General features: G+C 34.4%; 27 protein-coding genes. 15 read left to right on the top strand and 12 right to left on the bottom strand.

Annotation, left to right across the window (positions count from 1 at the left end; all coding sequences use genetic code 11):
• The first annotated feature begins 173 nt into the window (after positions 1 to 173).
• Positions 174 to 791, top strand: coding sequence for a zeta toxin family protein (locus CSUIS19072_RS07180; RefSeq protein ID WP_086237306.1), 618 nt, complete (start codon positions 174 to 176; stop codon positions 789 to 791).
• A gap of 1,220 nt (positions 792 to 2,011) precedes the next feature.
• Here CSUIS19072_RS07180 and CSUIS19072_RS07175 read toward each other — a convergent pair.
• The 4 genes from CSUIS19072_RS07175 to CSUIS19072_RS07160 form a co-directional block, all read right to left on the bottom strand.
• Positions 2,012 to 3,811 (bottom strand): PhoX family protein, encoded by a 1,800-nt coding sequence (locus CSUIS19072_RS07175; RefSeq protein ID WP_086293210.1) that lies wholly within the window; start codon positions 3,809 to 3,811, stop codon positions 2,012 to 2,014.
• An 85-nt stretch (positions 3,812 to 3,896) separates the two neighbouring features.
• The gene (locus CSUIS19072_RS07170; protein ID WP_330526375.1) at positions 3,897 to 4,706 is read right to left on the bottom strand and encodes a WbqC family protein; all 810 of its coding nucleotides are present in this window, start codon (positions 4,704 to 4,706) and stop codon (positions 3,897 to 3,899) included.
• Complete coding sequence (locus CSUIS19072_RS07165; protein WP_086293212.1) at positions 4,703 to 5,374, bottom strand: methyltransferase domain-containing protein; 672 nt, start codon at positions 5,372 to 5,374, stop codon at positions 4,703 to 4,705. The genes CSUIS19072_RS07170 and CSUIS19072_RS07165 overlap by 4 nt, the downstream gene beginning before the upstream one ends.
• Positions 5,375 to 5,383: 9 nt before the next feature.
• Positions 5,384 to 6,055, bottom strand: a complete 672-nt coding sequence (locus CSUIS19072_RS07160; protein WP_086293214.1) for a class I SAM-dependent methyltransferase — start codon at positions 6,053 to 6,055, stop codon at positions 5,384 to 5,386.
• 144 nt (positions 6,056 to 6,199) lie between these two features.
• Here CSUIS19072_RS07160 and bioD point away from each other — a divergent pair, with 144 nt between their 5' ends.
• The gene (gene bioD / locus CSUIS19072_RS07155) at positions 6,200 to 6,868 is read left to right on the top strand and encodes a dethiobiotin synthase (protein ID WP_086237302.1); all 669 of its coding nucleotides are present in this window, start codon (positions 6,200 to 6,202) and stop codon (positions 6,866 to 6,868) included.
• Positions 6,869 to 6,877: 9 nt separating this feature from the next.
• Positions 6,878 to 8,233: an adenosylmethionine--8-amino-7-oxononanoate transaminase gene (bioA, locus tag CSUIS19072_RS07150; protein WP_086293216.1), complete on the top strand. Its 1,356-nt coding sequence runs from the start codon at positions 6,878 to 6,880 to the stop codon at positions 8,231 to 8,233.
• On the opposite strand, the gene CSUIS19072_RS07145 is transcribed toward bioA, so the two are convergent.
• Genes CSUIS19072_RS07145 through CSUIS19072_RS07135 form a run of 3 tightly spaced genes read right to left on the bottom strand, consistent with a single transcriptional unit; the run spans position 8,230 to position 10,592 of the window.
• Positions 8,230 to 8,910 carry a methyltransferase domain-containing protein gene (locus CSUIS19072_RS07145; protein ID WP_086293218.1) on the bottom strand — a complete coding sequence of 227 codons (681 nt, stop codon included), beginning with the start codon at positions 8,908 to 8,910 and terminating at the stop codon, positions 8,230 to 8,232. The genes bioA and CSUIS19072_RS07145 overlap by 4 nt on opposite strands.
• Positions 8,900 to 9,514, bottom strand: a complete 615-nt coding sequence (locus CSUIS19072_RS07140) for a pimeloyl-ACP methyl esterase BioG family protein (RefSeq protein ID WP_086293219.1) — start codon at positions 9,512 to 9,514, stop codon at positions 8,900 to 8,902. Before CSUIS19072_RS07140 ends, CSUIS19072_RS07145 begins: the two co-directional genes overlap by 11 nt.
• Entirely contained in the window at positions 9,495 to 10,592 is a 1,098-nt protein-coding gene (locus CSUIS19072_RS07135) for an aminotransferase class I/II-fold pyridoxal phosphate-dependent enzyme (protein WP_086293221.1), read from the bottom strand. Before CSUIS19072_RS07135 ends, CSUIS19072_RS07140 begins: the two co-directional genes overlap by 20 nt.
• 179 nt (positions 10,593 to 10,771) lie before the next feature.
• On the opposite strand from CSUIS19072_RS07135, the gene CSUIS19072_RS07130 reads away from it, so the two are divergent.
• The 3 genes from CSUIS19072_RS07130 (at position 10,772) to CSUIS19072_RS07120 (ending at position 13,544) form a co-directional block, all read left to right on the top strand.
• Positions 10,772 to 12,157: a cation:dicarboxylate symporter family transporter gene (locus CSUIS19072_RS07130; protein ID WP_086293223.1), complete on the top strand. Its 1,386-nt coding sequence runs from the start codon at positions 10,772 to 10,774 to the stop codon at positions 12,155 to 12,157.
• Positions 12,158 to 12,390: 233 nt separating this feature from the next.
• Positions 12,391 to 12,603 carry a hypothetical protein gene (locus tag CSUIS19072_RS07125; RefSeq protein WP_086237297.1) on the top strand — a complete coding sequence of 71 codons (213 nt, stop codon included), beginning with the start codon at positions 12,391 to 12,393 and terminating at the stop codon, positions 12,601 to 12,603.
• A gap of 17 nt (positions 12,604 to 12,620) precedes the next feature.
• Entirely contained in the window at positions 12,621 to 13,544 is a 924-nt protein-coding gene (locus CSUIS19072_RS07120) for a hypothetical protein (protein ID WP_086237296.1), read from the top strand.
• 181 nt (positions 13,545 to 13,725) lie between these two features.
• Here the strand turns inward: CSUIS19072_RS07120 and CSUIS19072_RS07115 are convergent, their stop codons facing one another.
• The gene (locus CSUIS19072_RS07115; RefSeq protein ID WP_086237295.1) at positions 13,726 to 14,454 is read right to left on the bottom strand and encodes a hypothetical protein; all 729 of its coding nucleotides are present in this window, start codon (positions 14,452 to 14,454) and stop codon (positions 13,726 to 13,728) included.
• Complete coding sequence (locus CSUIS19072_RS07110) at positions 14,447 to 15,292, bottom strand: hypothetical protein (RefSeq protein ID WP_086293225.1); 846 nt, start codon at positions 15,290 to 15,292, stop codon at positions 14,447 to 14,449. Before CSUIS19072_RS07110 ends, CSUIS19072_RS07115 begins: the two co-directional genes overlap by 8 nt.
• A 202-nt stretch (positions 15,293 to 15,494) precedes the next feature.
• On the opposite strand from CSUIS19072_RS07110, the gene CSUIS19072_RS07105 reads away from it, so the two are divergent.
• On the top strand, positions 15,495 to 16,070 hold the full coding sequence (locus CSUIS19072_RS07105) for an NAD(P)H-dependent oxidoreductase (RefSeq protein WP_086293227.1): 576 nt from the start codon (positions 15,495 to 15,497) through the stop codon (positions 16,068 to 16,070).
• 156 nt (positions 16,071 to 16,226) lie between these two features.
• Here CSUIS19072_RS07105 and CSUIS19072_RS07100 read toward each other — a convergent pair whose 3' ends face one another.
• The 3 genes from CSUIS19072_RS07100 to dnaG are packed head-to-tail and all read right to left on the bottom strand — an operon-like array spanning position 16,227 to position 19,674.
• A complete protein-coding gene (locus CSUIS19072_RS07100; RefSeq protein ID WP_180381009.1) occupies positions 16,227 to 17,060 on the bottom strand; it encodes a radical SAM/SPASM domain-containing protein in 834 nt (277 codons plus the stop codon).
• 8 nt (positions 17,061 to 17,068) lie between these two features.
• Positions 17,069 to 18,052, bottom strand: coding sequence for an ATP-binding protein (locus CSUIS19072_RS07095; protein ID WP_086293229.1), 984 nt, complete (start codon positions 18,050 to 18,052; stop codon positions 17,069 to 17,071).
• A complete protein-coding gene (gene dnaG / locus CSUIS19072_RS07090) occupies positions 18,049 to 19,674 on the bottom strand; it encodes a DNA primase (protein ID WP_086293231.1) in 1,626 nt (541 codons plus the stop codon). Before dnaG ends, CSUIS19072_RS07095 begins: the two co-directional genes overlap by 4 nt.
• A gap of 60 nt (positions 19,675 to 19,734) precedes the next feature.
• On the opposite strand from dnaG, the gene CSUIS19072_RS07085 reads away from it, so the two are divergent.
• From CSUIS19072_RS07085 to CSUIS19072_RS07050, 8 genes are all read left to right on the top strand, one after another.
• Positions 19,735 to 20,742 (top strand): hypothetical protein, encoded by a 1,008-nt coding sequence (locus CSUIS19072_RS07085; RefSeq protein WP_086293233.1) that lies wholly within the window; start codon positions 19,735 to 19,737, stop codon positions 20,740 to 20,742.
• Positions 20,720 to 21,145: a ribonuclease HI gene (gene rnhA / locus CSUIS19072_RS07080; RefSeq protein ID WP_086241405.1), complete on the top strand. Its 426-nt coding sequence runs from the start codon at positions 20,720 to 20,722 to the stop codon at positions 21,143 to 21,145. Before CSUIS19072_RS07085 ends, rnhA begins: the two co-directional genes overlap by 23 nt.
• Positions 21,146 to 21,156: 11 nt before the next feature.
• The gene (rnc, locus tag CSUIS19072_RS07075; protein WP_086224965.1) at positions 21,157 to 21,834 is read left to right on the top strand and encodes a ribonuclease III; all 678 of its coding nucleotides are present in this window, start codon (positions 21,157 to 21,159) and stop codon (positions 21,832 to 21,834) included.
• Between the two features lie 3 nt (positions 21,835 to 21,837).
• The gene (gene aroC, locus CSUIS19072_RS07070) at positions 21,838 to 22,908 is read left to right on the top strand and encodes a chorismate synthase (protein WP_086293235.1); all 1,071 of its coding nucleotides are present in this window, start codon (positions 21,838 to 21,840) and stop codon (positions 22,906 to 22,908) included.
• A 23-nt stretch (positions 22,909 to 22,931) separates the two neighbouring features.
• A complete protein-coding gene (locus CSUIS19072_RS07065) occupies positions 22,932 to 24,050 on the top strand; it encodes an N-acetyl sugar amidotransferase (RefSeq protein WP_086293249.1) in 1,119 nt (372 codons plus the stop codon).
• 52 nt (positions 24,051 to 24,102) lie between these two features.
• Positions 24,103 to 24,720, top strand: a complete 618-nt coding sequence (locus tag CSUIS19072_RS07060; RefSeq protein ID WP_086293237.1) for a UPF0323 family lipoprotein — start codon at positions 24,103 to 24,105, stop codon at positions 24,718 to 24,720.
• A gap of 55 nt (positions 24,721 to 24,775) precedes the next feature.
• The gene (locus tag CSUIS19072_RS07055; protein ID WP_086237285.1) at positions 24,776 to 25,069 is read left to right on the top strand and encodes a hypothetical protein; all 294 of its coding nucleotides are present in this window, start codon (positions 24,776 to 24,778) and stop codon (positions 25,067 to 25,069) included.
• Positions 25,070 to 25,254: 185 nt separating this feature from the next.
• Positions 25,255 to 26,175 (top strand): major outer membrane protein (locus CSUIS19072_RS07050; protein WP_337212185.1); only part of this gene is annotated, 921 nt, incomplete at its 3' end.

Below are 26,175 nucleotides of genomic sequence, written 5' to 3'. Positions count from 1 at the left end.
AAAAAGCCTTTCAAGGGGTGGCTTACGCCACGGATTTTATAATAAGATTTTTTAAATTTTTAGAAAATTTAAATATCAAATAAACTTTTTTCCTTTTTTAATCTTTAAAGATTAAATTATGTAAAATAAGAATATAATAAAACGCAAAAGCTTGATATAAAAGGTTTTACTATATGGATAATATAAACAATACTAAACAACTATATATTTTTGCTGGAGTGAATGGAAGTGGCAAAAGCACATTTTATATTAATCAACTTTTAAAAAATGATTTTTATGGCTATAGGGTAAATAGCGATGAGTTAGCAAAAGAATTAGGCAATTACGAAAGCCCATATATACAAAATAAAGCAGGTAAATTGGCTATTGCTATGAGAAATAAATTTTTAAATAGCGGTGCTAGTTTTAATCTTGAGACTACACTTAGTGGAAAAGGAATTGTCAAATTTATAAAATTAGCCAAAAACAAAGGTTATAATATCACACTTTTTTATATAGGTTTAAAAAGCGTTGAAATATCTAAAAAAAGAGTAGCAATCAGAGTAAGCAAAGGCGGACATAATATCGATAATACAACTTTAGAAAGGAGATTTGGACAAAGTTTTGATAACCTAAAAGAGATACTTGGGGTATGTGATAAAATCTATTTTTATGATAATAGCAGTGAAATTCTAGATGACAAAGAGCAAACCCTATCAAATGCCAAATTAGTAGCATTTAAGCAAAATGGAGAATTTTCTATTATAAAAGATAGCTATGCTAATAAAATCATCGCTCAATACTATTTTTAACTTCGCAGTGGAGCAAAGCCCCACTTTGCGACCAAAGTTTAGCACTTTGGAAACGCACTAAAGTTATCTATCCGACAAATGCGGATGAAATTATGGTTTAACTTCGCCGCACGAGCTAAGCCCAGCTTAAGGGCAAGGAGCTACGCTCCCTTGACCCACCTCTTGTGCTTTGCACTCTCTTTGAGAAAGTCCCTACTTCGCAGGGTAACCCTATTTTAACTTCACGACAAATTTATAAAATAAAAATGCCAAACTGGGAAGGGGTTGGGATCTTAAGGGATAGGGGAAATTATTTTTAACTTCGCAGGTCAGCAAAACCAGCGAATGCGACCCCGAAGGGGTGGTTTCTGTAAAACCGACCTTTGCGACAAAATTTTCGCAAAAGCAAAATAACCTAAATGGTTGTTTTACGGCGAAAATTTGGAATGTAACCCTTGACCCACCTAAAGCCCCACAAGTGGGGTACCCCATTTATGGGGACTTTAGTATTTGCTACTTTAGCACGGACTTTGGTTTTTATTCCAAATTTTCGCCAAAAACTCCTTCGAGTTTTTTGTTGCGAAAATTTTGTGCGTTAAAAGTAGGTAAAAATGGGTTTCCCCTGTCCCTTAAAGAAAAGAAAATTTAAAAAAGTTTATCGCAAAGAAATTCTTTTTATTTTTAAGTGGGAAGGGGGACGCTTTTTGGCAGTCGCTACCCCTTCCCCCTTAACAACCCCTAACCCCTTGAAAAAGCCTTCTAATGTTGCTGAGCTTTCGCTCAGATTTTAATAGGGTAACCCTACGGAGTAGGCACTTTTAGCTTTTTATAAAATAAAAATGCCAAACTGGGAAGGGGTTGGGATCTTAAGGGATAGGGGAAACTGTTTTGGCTTTCAAATTATAGTTTCCCCTATCCCTTAAAGAAAAGAAAATTTAAAAAAGTTTATCGCAAAGAAATTCTTTTTATTTTTAAGTGGGAAGGGGGACGCTTTTTGGCAGTTGAGTGGTGCAATAGTCAAACGATACTAACTATCGTTTGACGGCACTACGAAACATAAAAGCCAAGCTACCTTGCCCTTCCCCCTTAAAATTATTTTAACTTCGCACGGCAACAAGTCGCCGTTTGCGACAAGGAGCTACGCTCCCTTGACCCACCTAAAGTTATCCATCCGACAAATGCGGATGAAATTATGGTTTAACTTCGCTAGAGCAAAGCTAGTCTTTAAAATTAAATATTATCTATGAGCCGATTACTCCGCCATCTTTTTTGCGTATTTGGACTATTGTGCTGCGTGGAGTGGAGCTTTTGCCATTTGGGTAGTGGCTATTTGCTAGATTTTCTCCTGGGTGCTGGATACCTACAAACATAGTTGTATAATCAAGATTAAAAGCAATGCCAGTAATCTCACAAGCGATTGGACCAGTTAGAAATCTTCTTACTTGCGCTGTGATAGGATCAGCACATAGCATTTGGTTATTTCCCATCCCTTCGTAATCATCTTTATTAGAGTATTTGCCATCAGTTTGTATCCAAAGTCTGCCAAATTTATCAAATTTCAATCCATCTGGGCTATTAAACATATTTTCTACATTTATATTACTCGTTCCTTTTCTTAAGTCATTTGGATATTTAAGCGGATTTCCAGCAAGTAAAAATATATCCCATCTAAAGCTTGTGCTTGTGTGATCACCTTTAGGCTGCCATCTGATGATATGGCCGTAGATATTTTTATTTCTTGGGTTTGATGCGTTTGTTTGGGTGCGTTTGGTGTTATTAGTAAGTGTAGCGTAGATATATTTACCATTAGGATCAGCAGCTATCCACTCTGGTCTATCCATAGGCGTAGCACCAACTACACTAGCAGCCAATCTAGCATGGATTAATACATCTCCTTGATTATAAAAGCCATTTGTCTCATCTAAACCATTTTTGCCATACTCTAAGGCTACCCACTCTCCTACCCCTTCAAAATCCTTTGTATCTATAAATTTAGCTGCGTATAGGGTGCCTTCGTTTAGAATATCTCTATTTGGCTTATTTGGGTTGTATTTAGCCTTGCTAACAAATTTATATATAAACTCATTAGCCTCATCATCTCCCATATATACCACGATTTTACCATCTTTGGCTATTACTACTTCAGCATTTTCGTGCTTAAATCTCCCTAAGGCGGTGCGTTTGATTGGTGTGGAATTTGGATTATATGGGTCGATTTCTACTACCCAGCCAAAGCGATTTGGCTCATTTTCATTTTTGGCTATATCAAATCTCTCATCTAATTTCCACTCATAATTCTCGCCTTTGATACTAAGCCCGTAGCGTTTTTGCGATGGATTAAATGCGTAATTCTCATCGCTTGAGCCAAAGAAATCATCAAAATTCTCCTCACAAGTAAGATATGTCCCCCAAGGAGTCTTGCCACTAGCACAGTTATTAATCGTTCCAAGCACCCTTACTCCACTCTTATCGGCTCTTGTTTTTAATAGCTTATGACCTCTAGCCGGACCTTGTATATCTATAGGTGTCCTAGCTGTGATTTTGCGATTATATGGTGAGTCTAGCACAACGCTAAAAAACCCATCTTGGTTTTTAGCTATCTCAAATATACTCACACCCATTGAGTTTTGCTCGTAGTAAACATCATCTAAGCTCATATTTTTACCTTGATGATTAAACATTATTTCTGGATTTATATACTCATTATTCACAGCTAAAATCGCACGATTTTCATCTATATCAAACCACGCCATACCATCAGTATTATCTCCAAAAGTTAGCTTGGCATTTTCAACTGCGTTTTTATCAATTATCTTATTTTCATCAAATGGCGTTGCCTTGCTAAATAGCGGATCTGCCCAACTAATGAGCTTTCTAACCTCATATCCATCTGGGACGATTACCTTATCTTGAGTGCTAGGTGGGACTTGCTTAAAGCCGATTAAAGGCTTATTTACATTAGCACTAATACCACTAGGCATAAATATCCCAGCATAAGCCAACGCACCGCAAGTTGCTTGTAAAAAATCTCTTCTTTGCATTTAAAACTCCATTAATAAATTGTGATGGAATTATAAAATTAGCTTGTAAAATTTCTATGTTATTTTGGTTAAAAATATGTAAAATTTAGCAATTAATAAAATTAAATTTATCTAGCAAGATTGGTATGTGGTTTTGAGCTTTAATCACACTAGGATTAGGTAGATTGGCTCTACCCCCCCCCATATTATTTGAATTTTGCTCTAAGATTATTTTATTAAAGCTCTCTTTTGGGTTGGTTTCATTAAACAAAAAGTCAATAATACCTAAATATGGTATGAAATTTTTACCTTTTTGATTATATGCTGGGTGGGTGAAATTTAGATACTCTATATCGATTTTACTATTTGCGAAAATGTCCATTGAGTGCTTGGTTTGTAAGTAGCTTTTAGATCCTTGTGATGACAGGTATGAAGCTGCTTTTAAATCTTGGCAAATTCTAAGTAGTAGCTCCTCTCTTTTTGCGTTACTTTGAGATAGCTGGCTGGATTTGTAAATCGGCGTTTTAATATCCAAATCTTGCATAAATTTGGTTATTAGGCTTATATTTAAATCTGCTAGGCTCTCACACTGCATAATTGCACTGCTTAAAATTTGAAAATAATAATCAAAATTTACACTCTTTTTATAAGCGTGGTATATGGTGTTTAATATTTTTTTACGCCATTTATCTTCAGATAAAAGCTTTATATCGCTTATTTTGGTGGTTTGGGCGGTTTTTTGAGTGGATAGGGATATGGTAAATTCCCTATCATTTAGCTTAATTTTGTTTCTACTTTGCCAACTTCGTCTCTCAAATTGCACACTATCTAAAAATACAAATTTATCAACGCTATTTATCATATAAAAATAGCCCAACCAAGGCAAAAAGGTAGGCTGCATAATGGCTATTTTCAAGATATTTTCCCATAAATTACAATATCGCTATCATTTATTATATGATTATTTTTCATCAAATTTTGGTTTTCGTAAGTTAGAAGTTTGAAATCTTTTAAATTTAGTTTTTTTTGTAAAATTTGGATTAATTCATGCTCTTGATATAGAGTATTGATAGCACCTGGTTCGCCTGTAATATCATAATCATCAGCCATCTTAAAGCAGTTTGGCTCTATCATCTTGCCTACACCATATCTAAAGTCCCTAATGCTCCTTGTCCTAAGGAAAAAAATAGCATCTTTTTTATACATTTTATGCTCTTTTAAAAGTTCAAGTAGCCTTAAAAAATCAGCCCTTACAAAGTAATTTACAACATTTGGTATAAGCAAAATATCAGCATTTATACCACTATTTTTAGGTATAAAATCAAACATATCACTAGCAAAAAATGAGTAGTTTTTATACCCAAAGATATTTGCGAAATTATAGTTGGCATCTTCGATTTTTTGCGGATTTATATCTACACCTATACACTCATTATCATATGAAGCAAACAAGCTAAGATTATTACCATTGCTACAAGCTAGTTCTAATACCTTTTGATTTGTCAAATTATGCAAACCATTTTTAAAGAAAAATGGTATCATAGCACTATCTGGAAATTTCAAACCCCTTAAATTTTTATACATATTTCTCTCCTAATTGATTTTTCCATAAATTATTATATCACTATCTTTGATATATACTCCGCTTTTTACATTTAAATTTTCGCTTGTAATTAGCGTAAAATCTCTTAAATTTAATTTTGATTTTAAGATTTCTACTAGTTCATACTCTTTATAGCAACTACATATTATCCCCTTTTCGCCGCTATACTCATCGCCACTAAGGATAAATACCCCATCATCAATCTGCTCTCCAAGACCATATCTATGATCTTTTATACTTCTTGCTCTTATGAAAAAGTCGCTATTTGGCTCTATTAATTCATTTTTAATTATATTATCTAAAAGGGTTATAAAATCGGATTTTGTGATATAGTTTATCACATTTGGTATTAGTAAAACACCAGCTTTTAACCCTTTAGCACTCTTACAAAACTCCCTCATATCTTGATTAATAAATTTAAATTTATCAAATCCATATACATTAGTAAAATTAAAATTCGCATTTTCTACATTTTGCAAATTAAGCTCAACTCCGATAACTTCATAATCATAACTAGCAAAAACAGATAGATTATTACCATTATTACAGCCTAGTTCTAGGACTTTTTGGGGATTTGTGTTTAGATGATTTTTGAAAAAATAGCGTATAAGCTCAGCATCTGGATATTTAAAGCCTTTTAAATTTGAAATATAACCACTCATTAATCACTCGATAAGATAAAAATAGTTAGCAATTATAATAAATTTAAAATAATCATAGATAAATAGAGTTATTTTGGTTAAAAATATGTAAAATTTAGCCTTAAAATCTTAAAATACAAATTTACAATATCTAAGGAAAATAAGATGAGTAAAAAGATATTTATTACTGGGACTAGCACTGATGTAGGCAAGAGCTATATAAGTGCGTTGGTAGTTAAAAAAATGCGTGAATTTGGACTAAATGTCGGCTATTTCAAGCCAGTTTCAAGCGGAAATTTAGCAGATGATCCGCTTGATGTGAAGTTCGTGCGTGAATTTGCTAAGATTGAGCTTAGCTACTCTCAAATGAGTGCTTATAATTTTATCAAGCCCTATTCTCCGCATTTATCAGCTAAAAATGAGAATAAAAGCGTAAATATGGACACAATCATATCTAAGCTTAATAATCTAGATGAAATTTGCGATTTTATGGTGGTTGAAGGGGCTGGTGGAGTGATATGTCCGCTTAGATATGATGATGAGAAGATAATGCTACTTGATCTGATAAAAGCTCTAAATTTAAGCGTTATAATAGTCTCAGACGCAGCCCTTGGAGCGATCAATCAAACTGGGCTAACTAGCTTTTATCTAAGGCAAAATGGCGTTGATATAAAGGGTGTGGTATTAAATAATTTTGATGAGAATTGCCCCATTTGCGTAGATAATAAAAAGATGATAAATGAGCTATTTGGTCTAAAAATTTTATCTTGTGTAAAAAGAGATGAGCTAAGCTTAGATATAAGCAAAGATGAGATTTTAAATATTTTTAATTAAGGATAAAATATGCTTTTAGATATAGCAAAGATGGATTTAGAGCTAATATGGCATCCGTGTTCGCAAATGTATGATTATAAGGAGCTACCGCCAATTGTGATAAAGCGTGGCAAGGGGGTTAAAATTTATGATGAAAATGATAAAGAGTATATAGATATTATCAGCTCTTGGTGGTGTAATCTACTAGGTCATTCAAATGAGTATATAAATAGTGCTATTAAAAATCAGCTTGATGAGATTGAGCATGTGATATTTGCGAATTTCACGCATGAAGGGGCTGTGAGATTAGCTAGTAGATTAAAGCAAATTTTACCGCCTAAACTAAGCAAATTTAACTTTTCCGATAATGGTAGCTCAGCTGTAGAGAGTGCGCTTAAGATGGCGTTTCAGTATCAGCACCAAGTAGGCAATACGCATAAGAATAAATTTATTTGCTTAAGTGGTGCTTATCACGGCGAGACTATCGGAGCGTTGAGCGTTGGGGCGCTTGATTTGTATGCTAAAATTTATGAGCCAATGCTGATGAAGGCCATTTGTTTGCAAGCCCCTGATATGTATAGAAGCGAATTTGATGGCAATAGCGATGAGATCGCTATGAAATATTTCAAGCGGTATGTTGTGCCAGTTTTTGAGCAGCATGGCAAAGAGAGCGTGGCTTTGATAGTTGAGCCTATACTTCAAGCCGCAGCTGGAATGAAGATATATCCGCCTTTATATCTTAAGAAGCTAAGGCAAATTTGCGATGAGTATGAGGTGCTGCTAATAGCTGATGAGATCGCTACTGGATTTGGTCGGACTGGGCGGATGTTTGCTTGTGAGCATGCTGGTATTAGCCCTGATATTATGACGCTTTCAAAGGGGCTAACTGGCGGATATATGCCAATGTCTATTACGGCTACTACTGATGAAATTTATGACGCTTTTTACGCACCATACTCCCAAGGCAAGGCGTTTATGCACTCTCATACATATAGTGGTAATCCGCTTGGGTGTGCTGCGGCAAATGCGGTTTTGGATATATTTGAGAGTCAAAATATATTAAGCCAAGCTCAAAATAACGCAATCTATCTAAAAAATGAGATAAACTCCGCTCTAAGCTCACATAAAAATGTAGGTCAAATTCGCTCCATCGGGCTAATAAATGCAATTGAGCTAGTGGAGCAAAAAGATGGTAAAAAGGCGTTTAACCCAGCCTTAAGAACTGGATATCAAATTTATAAAAAGGCTTTAAAAAATGGTCTTATACTAAGGCCACTTGGCGATGTGATATACTTCAATCCGCCGCTAAATATCCAAAAAGATGAGATGAACGAGGCGATAAAAAGATGCGTAAAAAGCATTGATGAGGTGCTTGGGGGATTTTAGTTTTTTAAGATTAAAATAGCAAATTTATAACTTAGGCTAAAATCATTCTTAAAGTGCGAATTTAAGGCCTCAAAACTGCTTTTTGTAAGCTTAAATTCGCCCTTTATATTATTTACGCCAGTATGTTTAAGGTGGGTTAAAAGCTCTTTTAAATTGTTAAATTTTAGCTTGATTTGCCTCTCTTGAGCGTTTAAAATTTCAAAATTTTTGCTAAAAATTGCTTTTAGCTGGGCTAGATTTTTATACTCTAAGCTCTGATTTGTAAAGCTTGAAAGCTCCTTAAGTGTGCCATCTATAAATGTGCTAAAGGCTAAAATCCCGCCACTTTTTAAGCTAAATTTTAGGTTATAGCTTAAATTTTCAAGCTCATTTATCCATTGAAAAACTGAGCTTGAGATGATTAAATCTTGTTTATTTTTAATTTTTAACTGCGTAATATCGCCTATTTGAGTGCTAAATTTACTCATAAATTCACTCTCATAAAGGTCATTTAAAATCAAATTTTTACACTCTAACTGGCTTAAAATCAGCCTTGTCAAAACCCCACTTCCAGCACCAATCTCATAAATATCATCGTAATTTTGCCTATAATTTTTAAGGCTATTTATCAAAATATCCGCAGCGTAAATTTGCGGTTTTGCGTAAATATCATAGAATTTAGCACCCTTAAATCTCAACTATCTCTCCAAAGCTTTTAAAGTTAAAAAATGCAAAATGTGGAGTATTTATAATCTTAGCTTTATCCTTAAAATATGCTAAAACCGCACTATTATCAAAGATCAAATCACGCTTACTAACATAAGCCCTGTCCCACAAAATATGGTTTTGGCAAGGCAAAATAGCATTTTTATAAAGATTTATAAGCTCGATTTTAGCGTTTTGATTAAATGTAAAATTTTGAAATTTTTGCTTGTTAATACCTAAAAAACAGAGTTTTTTAAAGCTTTCAAAATCAAACTCGCTTATACTTTTATAAAAAATATCTTTTTTAATCCCATACTTCTCATCTATGCCAAAAGGGGTGCCATTTATGGCGATTGCGACCTTTAAGGGGGTGTTTTGTAGTACCAAATTCGCAGCCCAAACGCCCATAGACCAAGAGATCAAATATATATCTTTATTAGCTAAAATCCCCCCATCAAACCTTAAATCGCTATAATCACTAACCACCAAAAGCCCATAATCTCCAAGCTCTAAGTGGCTAATGCTACTTTTATCAAAGCCATAACCTAAGAATAATACAATGAGTTTTTTAGAATCTTTAATGAGATCGATTTTCATCTAAAAGCCTTTTTAATTTCACTAAATCGCCACATTCTAAATCTGCTCTTAAGCTAATTCTAAGCCTTGCCTTGCCCTTTGGGACTGTAGGTGGGCGGATAGCTGGGACGAAGTAGCCAAGCTCATTTAAGGCATTTGATAGCTCTAAAGCCTTGGTATTTTCCCCAACTACAAAAGGGCAGATATGGGTTGAATTAAGATTTAGAAAATTTATCAAATTTGCTAGATTTTCACGCCGTTTTGAGTGGTCTTTGGCTAGGATAAAATTACTCCACGCTACATTTATAGCCGGTATAGAGGTAGAATATATCAAGCTTCTAGCGCTATTTATAAATATATCTTTAAATTCCCCACTGCTTAAAATCACAGCCCCGCTACTTCCTACAGCCTTACTAAGCGTAACAAGGATAAAATCAATATCACAACCCATATCGCCGCAAATTCCAAGCTCATTTAAAGCAAAAAACGAGTGAGCCTCATCTATATACAGCATTACATTATCATAACGCCTTTTTAATGATAGCATAAACTCTATATCAGCCCTATCTCCATCCATGCTAAAAATAGCTTCGCTTAGGATTATAATGCGTTTAACATTGCCTTGATTTTGCTTAATTAAACTCTCTAAGGCTTCATTATCATTATGGGCGTAGCGTTTGAAATTCGCATTTGCTAGCTTTAATGCATCAATCATACTTGCGTGTATTAATTTATCAGCTAAAAATAGAGTATCACTATCATTTAACGCACTGATACAGCTCAAATTCGCACAATATCCAGAGTTGAAAATTAACGCTTTTTTATTAAATTTACTCTCAAACCAACTCTCCAAACGCTCAAATTCATCACTTGAAGTATAGACTAGCCTACTAGCCCCAGAGCCAAAATACCAATCCTTATCAAGGCAAATTTTTAAAAATTCATCTCTTAAGGCTACACTACTTGCTATGCCTAAATAGTCATTACTACCTAAATTTAGCAGATTTTTGCCATTTAAATTTAGAAATTTTGAGCTTATCTTAGAGTGCTTTAACTCTCTAAAATTATCATCTTGCTTTGCTTTTTGTATATCAAACATTATAAACTCGCTTAATCTATTATAAAATTTAGCATTATATCAAAAAATAAAATTAAAAATAAAACAACATTTCAAAAACACCTAAACCAAAAATCTAAGATTATTTAAAATTCCACTTGGTTTTCTTAAAAATTTAAGATTTATTGTGATAAAATTTATTATTTTTTTAAGGTTTTAGTATGCTTGGAGTATTAAAAAATCTCGCATTTTGGGTTGTTTTAGCAATAATACTTGGTATTTTTGTAGGTTATACTTTTCCGCAAATTGGAATTGATAGTAAATTTGGAATTGACTATTTTATAATGATTTTAAAGTGGATGGTAGGACCCATTATCTTTCTTACCATTATTTCAGGCATTGTAGGCTTAGAGAGTCTAAGAGATCTTGGTAGCATAGGCTTAAAGGGCTTTATCTACTTTGAAGTAGTTAGCACGATAGCCTTAGCTGTAGGTATTTTTGGCTCATTGCTCTTAGCACCTGGGGTGGGAATGCATCTAGATCCTAGCTCCTTTGATGCTAGTAGCGTGGATAAATTCTCTGGAGCTTCTAAAGATGTAGGCTCGATCTGGTCGATACTAGCTGGTGCGGTGCCAAAAACTCCGCTTTTGCCTTATGATGATTTAAACACACTTAGCGGATTTGGCTTTGTGCTAGGTATGCTTAAAAATGCTCTTTTAGCCCTAAGTGTCGTTATCACGCCCTTTATCAAAGCTAACACAATTCAAGTGCTTTTTATGGCTTTGTTTTTGGCAATTGTGTTAAGCTTTACCCCAAAGAAAATCAAAGATCTTTTCATAAATCCCATTGAAAAGGCTCAAAACTGGGTGCTAAAAGCTCTTAGTATCTTTATGTGGCTAAGCCCCTTAGCGGCATATTGTGCGATGGCGTATCTTATCGGTAAATTTGGTATTGAGAGTTTGATAGGTATGCTAAGTCTGCTTGGGACTATGCTAGTGTCGTGTTTGTTTTTTATTTTTGTGGTGCTTGGCGTGATTTGCTACACTGCTAAGGTAAATATATTTAAATTTATGCGATTTATTGCTAAAGAGGTGCTAGTTGTCTTTGCTACTAGCTCAAGCGAAGTTGCCCTAGCTCCGCTTATGAAAAAGCTTGAAAGTGCTGGAATTCATAAAGGTTGCGTAGGTGTAATTACCCCTTTTGGCTACTCTTTTAACCTAGATTGTACAAATATTTATCTCTCAGCTTGTGTTATATTTTTGGCTCAAGCTTTTGATATAGAGCTTAGTTTTTCACATTTGCTTAGTATTTTACTAATTTTGATGGTTACAAGCAAGGGTGCCGTAGGAGTAACTGGCTCAGGATTTGTGGTGCTTGCTGGGACGCTTGGCTCTATGCATGATGTCATACCTGTGGTGGCTGTAACGGTGCTACTTGGGGTGGATAAGTTTATGAGCGAGATGCGTGCGGTGGGGAATTTATGCGGTAACGCAGTGGCTTGTCTAATCGTAGGAATTTGGGATAAAAAAATCGATAGGCAAAAATTTAACTACGCTATAAACCACCCTGATGAGTTTGACTTTGAAAAACTTAAAGCAAAAGCTTAAATTTTTTATCTATTAAGCTCTCAAGTATATAGCAAATGAAACACTATAATCTGTTTTAAAGTAGTTTATAAGAAAATTTCTGCGATAAAATAGCCAAATTTATTGATTTAAAATAAATTTTGTGTAAAATAGTAACACTTGATTAAAAAATTGTAACAAATATTACAAAAATCATTTAATAATTTTGATTTTTTGCTATAATAAAACAAACTTAATAATAATAAAGAGAAAATATGAAAAAATTGCTTTTTTCATCAGTTTTAGTCGCCACTTTGGCTAGTTCTGCTTTTGCTGGTTATTATATAGATAGGTATGGCAATATACGATATCAGTTAGACATTCACACCGCAATTTCAAATAATAAAAACGCAAATACCAATCCACAAACAGATCATCAAAGCATCTATTCAAATGCTTTTTGTGCGCGGATAGGTTGTATTCGTTAAATAATAAAAGGCTATCAATGAATCTTGCAAATATGAAACATTATGGCTATGAGACCATTTATAATAATTCTGTGTATGGAGTGCTTAGTCAAAATGCACAAAATCGTTCTAAGGCTGAATTAGCCGAGCTTGACAAGAGTATAGATAGCCTTACTAACACTAGCATTAAGGTTAATTTCAATGAAAGCACTTTTAAAAATCAAGTCTATTTCAAAGATGAAACAAGTGGGGAATTTATAAAAATTGGACTTAGTGATGAAAATTTAGCAAAACTCCAAAGAGTATTTGGAAAACAAGATTTCTTTACTAAAAGCGATGGTTCGCAAATACTTAGTGGCAAGGCTGAAAGCTTTGTGGCTGGGTGGTTTGGCGATATAGCTTACAAGCGTGGATATGCTAGTAGCGATGCTAATGGCGATGGATACCTAAGCCAAGATGAATTAGCAAATACAAACTCTGGTTTTACTTCGCACGGAGTTTTTAGTCTTTATTCTATGACTGATATTTCTACTAGCACCGAGAGCTATATGAAACTTGAAGATAGTTTTAAAAATAAGCATTCTTCATCTTATGCTGCTGGCAAATACGCAAGTGATAGCATAGAAAAGGAGCTAAACAAAACAATACAAAATGATAAAAATAGTGATGGCGAAATAATTTATGGCGAAATAATGGATAAAAACGAACACGCACAAGATGTAACAGACATTATAACGGCTATAGTGGGAGATGGAATAAAACAAGTAAATGTTGGCGAAGACTTACTAGCTAAAGCTCTTTTACAGCAATTTATGGGCGGAGTAAGCTCACTAAATGCTGAGCAAAAAGCAATTTTAGCAAAAGCAGGACTTCTAATGGATGAAAATACGCAAGATTTAAGCTCTGTGATAAAAAATATAGAAGCAAATATAGAAAATTCAAAGATAGATTTCAAAGTATAATTTAACTACGCTATAAAGCACCTTGATGAGCTTAAAAAAACTTAAAGCAAAAGCTTAAATCTAGCCAATTCTAAAATTCGCTAGATTTAAGAATTTAAAACTTTATTATATTGGCCAAATTTAATATCTATTTAAGATATTTAACAATTAATTTTATTCTGATAAATCAATAAATTTAAATTCATTTATGCTTATTTATAAACTCAAAAACATTATCTTCTAATTTTTTTCTATTTTTGTTTTTAAAAAAATTCAAAATAGCATTTTTATTATGCGTATTTTTTTGCTCGTAAGCTTTTCTTATATAGGTTGTAAAGCCATATTCATTACTAAATTTGCCAGCATTTATTTTATCCCTAAAGCTCTTAGTCCATTTATTATACTCTTCATCTGTTTTTTGCCATAGTATTAATAGCTCTTCTCGCTCTTTTTTCTCTATAACATCATGACCTAAGAAAAAAGTTAAATCTCTTTGTTGATAACTAGCAAAAACATAAATAGAATTTTCTTTTGGGATATTAGAATTCCACATTGGTTTATTACTTGTTTTTGATGAAAACTTAGTCTCAATTGCGAAAATATAATTTTGGCAAAATACCAAAAAATCCGGGAAATTTTGACTACCATAAGGTTGCCAAATAAAAAAATTAGCATAATCTTTGCGGTTAGTGTTGTTTAGATAAATAGAGTTTTTTAAAATTTGCGTGTCATTTTTGCTTAGAATTTTAGGTTTAATTTCTTTTAAAAATCTTTTTAGCCCATCATCTATAATAGTAAGGCTCATTTCATTAAAGCCTGAGCGTTTTAAATAGCTTTTAAAATTCTCTTCAAAGATTTTGCCATCTGGTGAACCTGTTATTTTGGCTCTATCCTTACAAATGCTTTCAAAAAATTTATTTAAATTATTCATTAAATATCCTTTTATACTCAGCCACTACATCAGCTTTTCCAAAGCCTGGTATTGTGGTATTTTTGCGTGATAAGCTCTCAAAATCAAGACTTTTTAAATTGAGCTTTGTTTTATTATCAAAAGCTTTAAAAAATATATATTGTATTTTTGGATTTAAATCATCTTCTTGTAAAATAAGGTGCTTATAATCATAAAAGCCTTGTCGCACAACAGCAAAGTCCCATTTATACTCTTTTTGGTTAAAATATTTTCTTGCCCCAATTGTGTTATTGTATTGCCACATCTCAAAATCTTTGTGAGTAGTAGGCGGTGCTTGTTTTAGTCTTAAATCTATCTTGCTAGGCAGTCTAGTCCATATTTGAAAACAGCATCTAATATAACAATCTTTGCCGCCAAATATAAAAGAATTAGGGTCTAGAATTTCAGTAAAAATAAGCTTAAAATCTTTATTTAAATTCTTTTGAACGCTCCATTTTTCAAACTGCAAAGGCACTATAAAAGCTATATAATCACTAAATTCACTAGCGTAATTAAAAAACTTTATAGCAAGAGTGGCTCTTTTGCCAAATGGGGGATTTCCTATTGTTATTATCTTTTGCTCTTTTGGCTGGTAAGTGAAAAAATCTTGCGATTTTATATGGGTAGACTTTGGGTCTAAATCAATAGCTTCTATTTTTGGCTCTTTAAAAGTTATCCGTAAAGCATTCACAAACGAACCAAACCCAGCACTAGGCTCTAAAAAAGTATATTTATCTAAATTTAATTTTTCTTTTAATATTTTGCATAACTTTAAAGCAACTTCTTGCTTTGTATAAAACTGATCTAACTCTTTTTTCATAATCTACCTTTTTGTAATTATATCAAAATTTTTACTTAAAAAATTATTTATATTTTTGCATCAAAGATGCCTTATCAATCTCTTTAATATGTCTAAAATTAAAATATATTTAATAAATTTTTTAATTTAAGATATGCTAATTTAATGCTTGTTTTAAAAAATTATTTAAAATAAGCAATTTTTATTAAACAAAGGAGAGAGTATGAAGGTATTAATTTTAGATGGTGGTAAAAATTTTGGTAATAGTGGCGGCAAACTAAATACCTTGCTTTGCGAAATAGCAAGCAGTGAGCTAGAGGCTAAGGGATATGAGGTTATCCGCACCAAAATAGATGATGGCTATGAAGTAGAGAGTGAGGTACAAAAGCTCATCCAAAGCGATATAATCATCTTTCAATACCCTGGCTGGTGGATGAGTGCGCCGTGGATTGTCAAAAAATATATAGATGAGGTTTTGTCAGCTGCAGCGCCACACTTGACAAAAAGCGATGGTCGCCACGCTAGTGACCCTGAGCATGGATATGGCACAGGCGAGAAAACAGCGAAGAAAAAATACATGATAAGCACCACTTGGAATGCGCCAATTACGGCCTTTAATGACAAAAATGATTTTTTTGAAGGGCGTGGGTGTGATGGTGTAACCTTTACTATGCACAAAGCGATGGAGTATTGCGGGATGAAAGCGCTGCCTAGCTTTATGTGTAATGATGTGGAAAAAAATCCAAAAGTAGATGAGTATGTAAATGCGTATAGAGCGCATATAAGGGCGAATTTTTAAAATTTGATGGGTTGAAATTTGGAGCTTTTTAGCTTAAATATTGCTTAAAATTGCCAAATTTCAAAGCTAAATTTATTAATAGAATTTAACTTAAATAATTTAAATTCTATATTTACTAAGCTAAATTTTAAGCGGATTAAAACGCTAAAATTTAGCCTAGTCCAAAACCGCTTTATACTCGCATTTTTGGCATAGATTTTCTACCGCTTTTGCCGCTTTAAAGCCTTCTATTATGGCTTTAGCTTTAGGTGAGTTTATGATGGTAGTTAGGCTTTGCTCTTTTAGGCTACCTAGATTTATGCTAGCCCCAGCATCAATGCAGCATGGCACCACAATTCCACTACTTTTAATACCAATTTGTGAGATTAGGCCGTGGCAATATTTATGCGGATTTTGCGAATTTGGCTTTCTCCACTCAAAATACTCTTTAAAAACCAAAAATGTCTTATAATCTAAGCGAATTTTATCCGCATTATAATCAATTTTCACCCCAAAAAACTGCTCAAATCTATCTTTAATCATCTTAAATTTAGGCTCATTTATCATATGCTTTTGAACTCTAAAATTTACAAAAATATCGCTTTTTATCTCTTTTTTAAATTTACAAAAATCAAGTAAATTATCTATATAATCATCTTTAAATTTGCCGTTTTTATCTATAAATGCGCTTAGAGAAAATGAAATTTGATGAGCTTTACAAAGTGTGGTAAAATCATGCTTATTTAGATATTTGCCAGTTGTGACTAAATCGACTTTAAAGGAGTTTTTAAAGGCCAAATCTAGATATTTATCCAAATTTAAATTAGCCAATGGATCGCCTAAAAGATGTAGGCAAATCGCCCTTGTCTTGCCCCTTATCTGTGATAAAATATCGCTATAAAGCCCCAAATCCATAGGGCCAAATTTATCCACGCTCACAGAGGGGCAAAAGCTACACTCACAACCACAAATATCGCTAATCTCTATATAAACTTTTTGAAATTTAGCCACCAAAATGCCTATATGAAGTATTTAGCAGCTAAGCTTTTATCGCATTTTGTAGCTTTTATTAAATGGGTGCCGATTTTGGCTATATAATCTTGATTGTCGCTACTTTTACAATAGCTTATGGCTAAATTCGCAGCTAATTCTCTATCGCTTTGAGTAGCATTTTTATCTATAAAACTTCTTGCGCCAATGATACCGCCGCAATCTATACTATCCATCTTATCAAGTTTTAAAGCATCAAGCTTCTCATTATCATTTTGATCCCTGCCAATTATCATTTTAGCACCATCAGGAAGCCTTAAATGCCTACCATATCTTAAGCTTTGAAGGTCATCTTCGCTCATATCTTTATCATATTTGATAAAATCTCTAATTCTATTGCTAAAGCCCTCCATCGTGTATGGACAGCCCCCACCAGGACTTTCAAAATCGCTAAATCCAAACTCCTTAGCTAAGCTTAGTTGCGGCGTTCTACTTCTACCATTTAAGCCTAAAAGCTTATCTCTATCCACCCAGCCCTCACGCTCTGGCAAAGTAGGCTTTAATAGCTTAGCACAAAGTGGTCTAAGGATTATATCATCTTTATCATCGGCTAAATTTTTCACATGTGCCATCGCATCGTTTCTTTGGCTCATTGGTCTTTGACCTACGACTTCTCCACTGATTACAAAACTTGCATTATAATCATCAAGCATAGAAATAGCCGTCCTAAACATAAACCCATGACAATCAATACATGGATTAAACTGCTTTCCATATCCAAATTTAGGATTAAAAAGCACATCTTGGAGATATTTACTACGCACATTTACACTCTCAAAACTAGCTCCTGCCATCGCTGCTCTTTTAGCTAGAGTCTCATTTTTAACAGGATCTGAGCCAAAGCCTATATCTATATTTAAGGCATGAACTTCTATACCTTGTAGTGAGATTAGCTTCATAGCTAGCATGCTATCAAGCCCACCGCTAAATAGGGCCAAACATTTTCTTTTCATCTTTTTCCTTTTAATATTGATATTCTTTTTTTACACTCAATTATCTCTTCAAGCGTTAACTTTGCACTTTTTAAAAGTCTCTCATAATAGCCCACCGCAAGGGGTCTAATAGCATTATGAAGCTCATTTACACTTCTATACTCTTCTAAATTATCTTGCAGTTCAAGCTCTCTTATATGCTCGTTATCTTGGCTTTGTGAGCCTACAACTGCTCTATACGCAGCCTTATCTTTAAAAATTTCAATACCATAATACTGCTTTACAATCTGGCAATACTCAGGATTTATAAGCATATTTTTTAAGATTGATAGCTCGGCAATATCCCTTTTTTCTCCTAAATTTAAAGCCTTATTTGGGATATTTATAGATTTAGATACGCTCACATTTTTGCTTAATTTAAATGAGCTAATCTCAATTCCTAAAAGCGTAGATACAAGAGCTTTATAGGAGTTAGCCACTATAGGATCAAGATTAAAGCTAAATTCTTGAATAGCCTTAAGTGCTTTGGAAATCTCTAAAGGAGTTTTGGGATTTAAATTTTTTACAAGTTGAGTTATATAAAACTCCCCAAGCTCAATCCCGCCGCTTAATAGCTCTTTTAATTCCATCTCCTTGCCACTTGCTACTAGCTCGGCTGGATCCTTGCCACCACTTATTAAGACCACTTTACCATCTATTTGATGCTCCATAAGCAATCTTGCACTCTTAAAGGCCGCATTGACTCCAGCTGCGTCGCTATCAAAGCTTAGAGTAACCTTAATATCGCCTCTTTTTATCAGTGGGATATGCTTTTGGGTTAGTGCTGTTCCAAGCACCGCTACAGCATTATTTATCCCCGCAGCATGAAGCATAATACAATCCATATAACCTTCACAAATCACCACTGATTGAGACCTATAAATCTCATTTTTAGCCTTATCATAGCCATAAAATATCTTAGATTTATCAAAAATTTGGCTTTGTGGGCTATTGATATATTTAGCTGGATTATCGCTAATGGTGCGACCACCAAAGCCTACTAAATTCCCAAGATGATTATATATAGGAAATGTTATGCGGTTGATGAAACTAGCGTAGTATCCGCTCTCATTTTGCTTGATAGCACCAACTTCTAAAGCCTCTTTTGGCTCAATGCCCTCATTTTGGAGCAAATTTAGAGTATTTTGCGAGCCTGCTGCCCAGCCAAGCTCCCATTTTTCTATGATGGCATCGCTGATAGAGCGACTTTTTAAATAATTTATAGCTTCAGGATTTTTATACAAAAGCGTTTTATAATGGAGATTTAAATTCTCTAAAATTTTCTTATTTACTTTTGGCTCATTTTTGCTACTTGTGTATTCTAAGCTTACATTATAGATAGACGCTAATTTCTCGATCGCCTCAGCATAACCTAGCTTCTCATACTCCATAACAAACTTAATCGCATCTCCACCAGCCTTACATGAAAAGCAGTGATATATCCCTTTGCTTGGACTAACCGACATTGATGGGTGCTTGTCATTATGAAAAGGGCATACGCATACGAAGTTCGCACCTGATTTTTTAAGCGGTATATAGCTACCTACTACATCAACAATATCAATTATATTTTTTAAATTTTCTATACTATTTTTAGAAATCATAAGCGAGATTATACATTGATTTAGCTATAATCGCCATTAAATTTAGCAAGGTTTTTGGATTTGGACTTTTTTTTCATTGAGTATAGGGATCCTATTTTTGGGCTTATTGTTCTTTTTAGTGTTTTGCTTTTGATAGCGGTTTTAAGCTATTTTTGGGGAGTGTTTTCGCTCAAAGATCAAAAAAACAGCATAGATAAATTTGTTAGCAAATTTCAATCCCAAAGCCAACTAGACCCAAAATACCAAAATATGCTATTAAACCTTGATATAGACTCAAATTCGCTTGGGGTTTTGGCTGGGATTTTTGCTAGGAGTGGGGATTTTAACAAGGCTATTAGTATATATTTAATCGCTCTTAAAAAGGCTGCTAAAAAGGGCGAAAAAGAGTTTATATTTTTAAATTTAGGAAAAGCCTATTTAAAAGCTGGATTTATAGAGCGATCTACGGAGGTATTTTTAGAATCCATTAAATTAAGTACCAAAAATATTGACGCACTTAGCCATCTTGGGCTAGGATTTGAAAAGCTTAGAATGTATCAAAAAAGCCTTGAAGTTTTAGATGCTCTAAATGAGCAAGGCGTAGAAGTATCTATGCAAATAGCATATACAAAAGCTCTAGAGATAAAAAATAGCAATATGGAATTTAGTCAAAAAATAGCTAAATTTAATAAATTAGCTGATGAGTTTAATCTGATAAATCGTATGATTTTAGAAACTTATATCACAAATAATAAAGATATAAATGAGATAAAATCCAAGCCAAATTTGGATAATTGTATAGATATTTTGTATCTTAATGATGGGGTTTTAGATGGTGATGAGTATAAAGAACTTTATGGCGCTAAGGGACTAAATAACGCTCAAATCAGTGATTTTAATCTAAATCTTTTAAAGGTCGCTAGGGATAATAACCTTAATGCTACTTTAAGTTTTAGCTATATCTGTAAGGAGTGTAAAGGCTCATATCCTCTATTTTTTTATCGGTGTAATCACTGCGCTAGACTAGGAAGTTGTGCTATTATCCCAAATGTTATAAAGGAGAGCGATGAAAATAGTATCTCTTTTTAGCGATGGTAGTTGCTTAAATAATCCTGGAAATGGCGGCTGGGCCTATATCTTAGAGTATGAAAAATATACCAAAAATGATAGCGGAGCCATAAGAGATACTACAAATAACCAAATGGAGCTTTTGGCCATCATCAATGGCTTAAAAGCCCTAAAAGAGCCTTGTATTGTCAATCTCTACACCGATAGTAGTTACGCTGCAAATGGGATTAACTCTTGGCTAGATGGATGGAAGAAAAAGAGCTTTAAAAATGTCAAAAATATAGAGCTTTGGCAAGAGATAGATAAATTAACTCAAATTCACAAAGTCAAAGCCCACTGGATCAAAGCCCACGCCGGCCATCCACAAAATGAGTTATGTGACAAATTAGCCAAAGATGCAGCGATGAAGCTTACAAAGGATTAAAAAGGATTATTATGGATAAATTAACAGAGATTCAAAAGCTTTTAAAATATAAATTTAAAAATATAAATTTGTTAAAAGAGGCCATAACTCACAAAAGCATCAAAAGCTCTATTAATAACGAACGGCTTGAGTTTTTAGGTGATGCGGTGTTGGATTTGATAGTAGGGGAGTATCTATATCACAAATTTAAAGGTAAAAGCGAAGGCGACCTAAGCAAATTAAGAGCCTCACTAGTCAATGAAGATAGCCTTGCTAAGATAGCCAAAGAGCTAAGACTTGGCGAGTTTTTATATCTTTCAACCGCCGAAGAGAATAACGGCGGCAGAGAGAAACAAAGCCTAATAAGCGATGCTTTAGAAGCCTTGATGGGGGCTATATATTTAGAGAGTGGATTAGAAAAAGTGAAGAGCATATTTATAGCTTTATTAGAAGCAAATTTCCCCGATATCAGCTTAAATCTAACTAAAGATTACAAAACAACTCTTCAAGAGCTCACTCAAGCCAAGATAGGCTTAGCACCAAAATATGAGCTAATAAGCTCAAGTGGACCAGATCATAAAAAGAGCTTTGAAATGGCTGTGATATTAGAGGGCAAAGAGATCGCAAGAGCCATAGGAAATAGCAAAAAATCAGCCGAGCAGGCTTGTGCTTTAAAGGCTTTAGAGATATTAAATTCAATGAAAGGATAGTTATTGAATACATTTGGGACTAAATTTAGATTAAGCACATTTGGCGAAAGTCACGGCGTAGCTATAGGTGGGGTTATAGATGGAATTCCAGCCGGTATTAAAGTCGATATGAGCTTTATCCAAAGTGAGCTTGATAGGCGTCGCCCCGGTGGCAAATACGCCACTTCAAGAAAAGAGAGTGATAAGATAGAGATTTTAAGCGGAATTTATGATGGTTTTACCACCGGTTGTCCTATTGGCTTTATAGTGGCTAATACCTCTCAACACTCCAAAGATTATGATAATATCAAAGATCTATTTCGCCCAGGGCATGCTGATTATACATATTTTGCTAAATTTGGGATTAGAGATCATAGGGGTGGTGGCAGAAGTAGCGCTAGAGAGAGTGTAGCAAGGGTTGCTGGTGGGGCGTTTGCGGGATTGCTTTTAAGAGAATTTGATATAGATATCCAAAGTTGCGTAAGGCAAATTGGCGATATAAAAGCTGATAAAATCGACTTTGAATTTGCGAATTCTAGTGAGATTTTTTGGGCTGATGAATCCACAGAAGAGAGCGCTAAAGAGCTAATACTAAATACCAAAAACTCAAATGATAGCCTTGGGGCTAGTGTTTTAACTATCATCAAAAACGCCCCCGCTGGACTAGGCGAAGTGCTATATAATAAGCTTGATGCGACCTTAGCTAGTGCTATGATGGGGATAAATGGAGTAAAGGCCGTAGAGATAGGAGATGGAATAAGCGTGGCTAATATGCTTGGAAGTCAAAATAATGATTATATGGATAAAAGCGGCTTTATAACCAATCATTGTGGCGGGATTTTAGGCGGTATTAGTAATGGAAGCGATATTGTGATTAAGAGCTATTTTAAGCCAACGCCAAGCATTTTTAAGGCTCAACCAACTCTAAATTTAAATGGTGATGAGACGATATGTGAGCTGCGTGGCAGACATGATCCATGTATTGGAGTGCGTGGGAGCGTGGTAGCTACGGCAATGGCAAGGCTAGTTATAGCTGATATGTTGCTTTTAAACGCAACTTCAAATTTAAATAATTTAAAAAGGATTTACAGATGAATAAAAATTTTAGGGGGGGGGTAATGCGATATTGTGATTTTTGCGTTATGCCTGATAGCAGACCGGGGATTAAATTTACTACCTTAGATGATGGAAGAGTTAAATGTAGTGCGTGTATAAATCACGAAAATAAGAAAAATATCGATTACAAATCTAGATTTAAAGAGCTTGAAGCTTTATGCGATAAGCACAGAGGCCGAAATGGCAAAAATGACTATGACTGCGCTATTGCTGTAAGTGGCGGTAAGGATAGCCACTTTCAAGTCCATATCATGAAAGAGGTTTTAGGGATGAATCCGGTGCTTTTTAGCGTTGAGGATAACTTCACAATGACAAAAGCTGGTAAGAGTAATTTAAGAAATTTAAGCGAAGAATTTGGTTGTCATATAATATCTTTAAAACCAAATATCAAAACCCAAAAAGCCCTAATGCTCTACACATTTGAAAAATATGGCAAACCAACATGGTATATAGATCGCCTTATATATAGTTATCCATTTGCTATGGCGGCGAAATTTAATACTCCGCTTTTGGTATATGGCGAAAATGTTAGCTACGAGTATGGTGGTAGCGACGCAGTAGAGACTCCAAGCGCTAAAGATATATTTTTAAATGGCGTAGCAAGTGATATTGATTTAAGTGGCGTAGATATAGACCTTAAAGATCTACAACTATTCTATGACCCAAATAACCCAAATTTAGATGTAGATAGCCTTGAGCCTATATATTTAAGCTATTTTATCAAGTGGAATTCATACTCTAATTATATCTTTGCTAAGAGCAGAGGCTTTAGCGATTTAAAGAGCGAATGGGATAGAACTCACACTATAGAAGATTTCGATCAAGTAGATAGCGTAGCATATATCGTCCATGCCTGGATGAAATATCCTAAATTTGGCCACGCCATGGCTACTGACTACGCTGCTAGGCTAGTTAGATATGGACTGATGAGTAGAGATAAAGCAATCGAGCTAGTCAAAGAGAGAGACCATGCACTAGACCCTAGATGCGTGGAGGATTTTTGTAATTTTATAGGCATTAGCAAATCCAAATTTTGGCAAATTATAGAAAAACACTATAACAAAGATATATTTGCTAAAAATGAATTTGGCGAGTATAAACTAAAATATGAGATAAGTTAAATTTGAATTTAATCTATATTTTTATAATTTCACTTTAATTTAAAGGGCAAAGATGAAACATATCAAAAGATTAAAAGATATAAGTATAGCTAGCGGCGTGGGCGCTATAATAGCATTTGGTTTAGCAGGGTGCGGCGAGTCTAATAGCACAAACACAGCCCAAACTATCCAAAAACAAGGCGCAACGGTATTTATAGAAAAAACAAGCGATGGAAGCTATAAAATAGCAGATGAATTCCCAAGTAATGATACTAGAGTATTTTTGCGTGAGAGCGATGCCAATGGCGTAATGAGTGAAAGATTATTAAGCCAAGCTGAAATAGACAAGCTCTTACAAGAAGAAAATGCCAAAATAGACGCTGGAACAAGCGGTCTGACAAACTCAAATTTAAGTAGCGGAAGCGGTGGTCTAGGACTAGGCGAAGCCATCTTAGCTAGCGCAGCTGGTGCGATAATAGGAAGCTGGATTGGCTCAAAGCTATTTAACAATCCAGCCTACCAAAACACTCGCCAAGGAGCATACAACAACCCAAGCACATACAATAGAAGCGTAAATAGCTTTAATAAAGCCGCCACAAGCTCCACTGCCTCAAAAGCTGGAAGCAACGCTAGAAGCGGATTTTTTGGAGGCGGAAGCGGTAGCGGCTCAAGCCAAGCTACTGGGGGTTGATATTTTGGTCTAATTTTTGCTTATATTTTGCAAATTCACAAATTAAAGGCAAAATATGCAAATCAATGAGCTAAATACCCAGCTAATGAACCTAGCTATAAATCAAGCAAAATTTGATAAAACTGGCGAATTTGATAAAATTTTACAAAATTTAAAAGAGATAAAAGCTGAGTCTAGCTCTATAGACTCAACCATCTCAAATGCCACCAAAGAAGCAAATAGCGATGCGAAACTCTTTGCTACATTTGACTTTATGCAAGCAATGAATCAGCTATTATATGGAAATTTAGATGATAATGAGAGATCAAAGCTACTTACCAAAATGGAGAAAATCGCAAAAAGCGTTTAATGTAGCCTAAATTTACTGCTAATAGGCAAATGAATTTAGCGATTTTACCGCTATTGCTTTAAACTAATCTTATCAAGATTGCTAAATTTTAGTAAATGATAGGTAATGATTTATCAAATTTTTAGTAAATATTAAATGAAAAATCGTTATAATTTGAGAATTTATATTTCAATATGGAGATAAAAATGAAATTAGTCAAACTAAGCTTATCTGCTATTATAAGCGTAGCTACCATCTCAAGCGTATCAAACGCTAAGACACTTGAAGATAATGGGGGGGGGTATTCTCCTTTAACCACTTCAAGCGTGTCAAGTGCTGGGATACTTGAAGATACCATGAAAAATATAGATATATCAGGGTATTCAAGATATAGATATGATAGTGAATATAATGATATTGAAGGTCATATTAATAAACATAGATTTACATCTGATATAAATTTTCAATCTGCTTTAGATGATAATTTCTTTGGCGTTATCGGCTTTAGGTATGATAGCGGCGATAACTCTGGCGAAAATTCTGACGCTGCTACCCAGGTAGGGACAAATGATACGGGCTTTAACTATGATAATTATGGTCAAACATTCAATGTTCGCCAATTCTACCTAGGATACAAAGCTGGTAACACCACTATCACAGCTGGTCGCCAAGTGCTAGGCACATTCTTCACTGATGATATGGTAGGCACTGGTATTAAAGTGCTTAATAACGATATTAACGGGCTTACTTTAGCTGGTATGGCATTTGATAACCTTCAAAATGATGATGATATTAGGACAAGATTTTATTTCATCGGCAAGAGAAACTCCCCGCAAGCAGAATTTGTAACCGATAGAAATCTCTATAGTGTAGCTGCTATTGGCTCATATGATCTAGTTAGCTTCCAGCTATGGTATGCTGCTATTGATAGCGTAGCTCAACTATACGCTACTGATTTGCTAATAGGAGCAAATATAGCCGATATAGATCTAAGCTTACAAGCTCAATACGCCACTTCAAGTATGTGGGCAGAAAATTTTAGACTTGGTCTAGTATTGCCTTTAGATGATGCTAAATTTGCAGCTATAGAAGCTGGCGCTAAAGCCTTTGGCTTTGATGCGAATGCC

The organism is Campylobacter sp. RM19072, assembly GCF_024723485.1.
In the GTDB taxonomy this organism is placed as follows: Bacteria; Campylobacterota; Campylobacteria; order Campylobacterales; family Campylobacteraceae; genus Campylobacter; species Campylobacter porcelli.
Note: the sequence above shows the minus strand (reverse complement) of the source record. Positions and strands in the feature narration are given on the sequence as shown.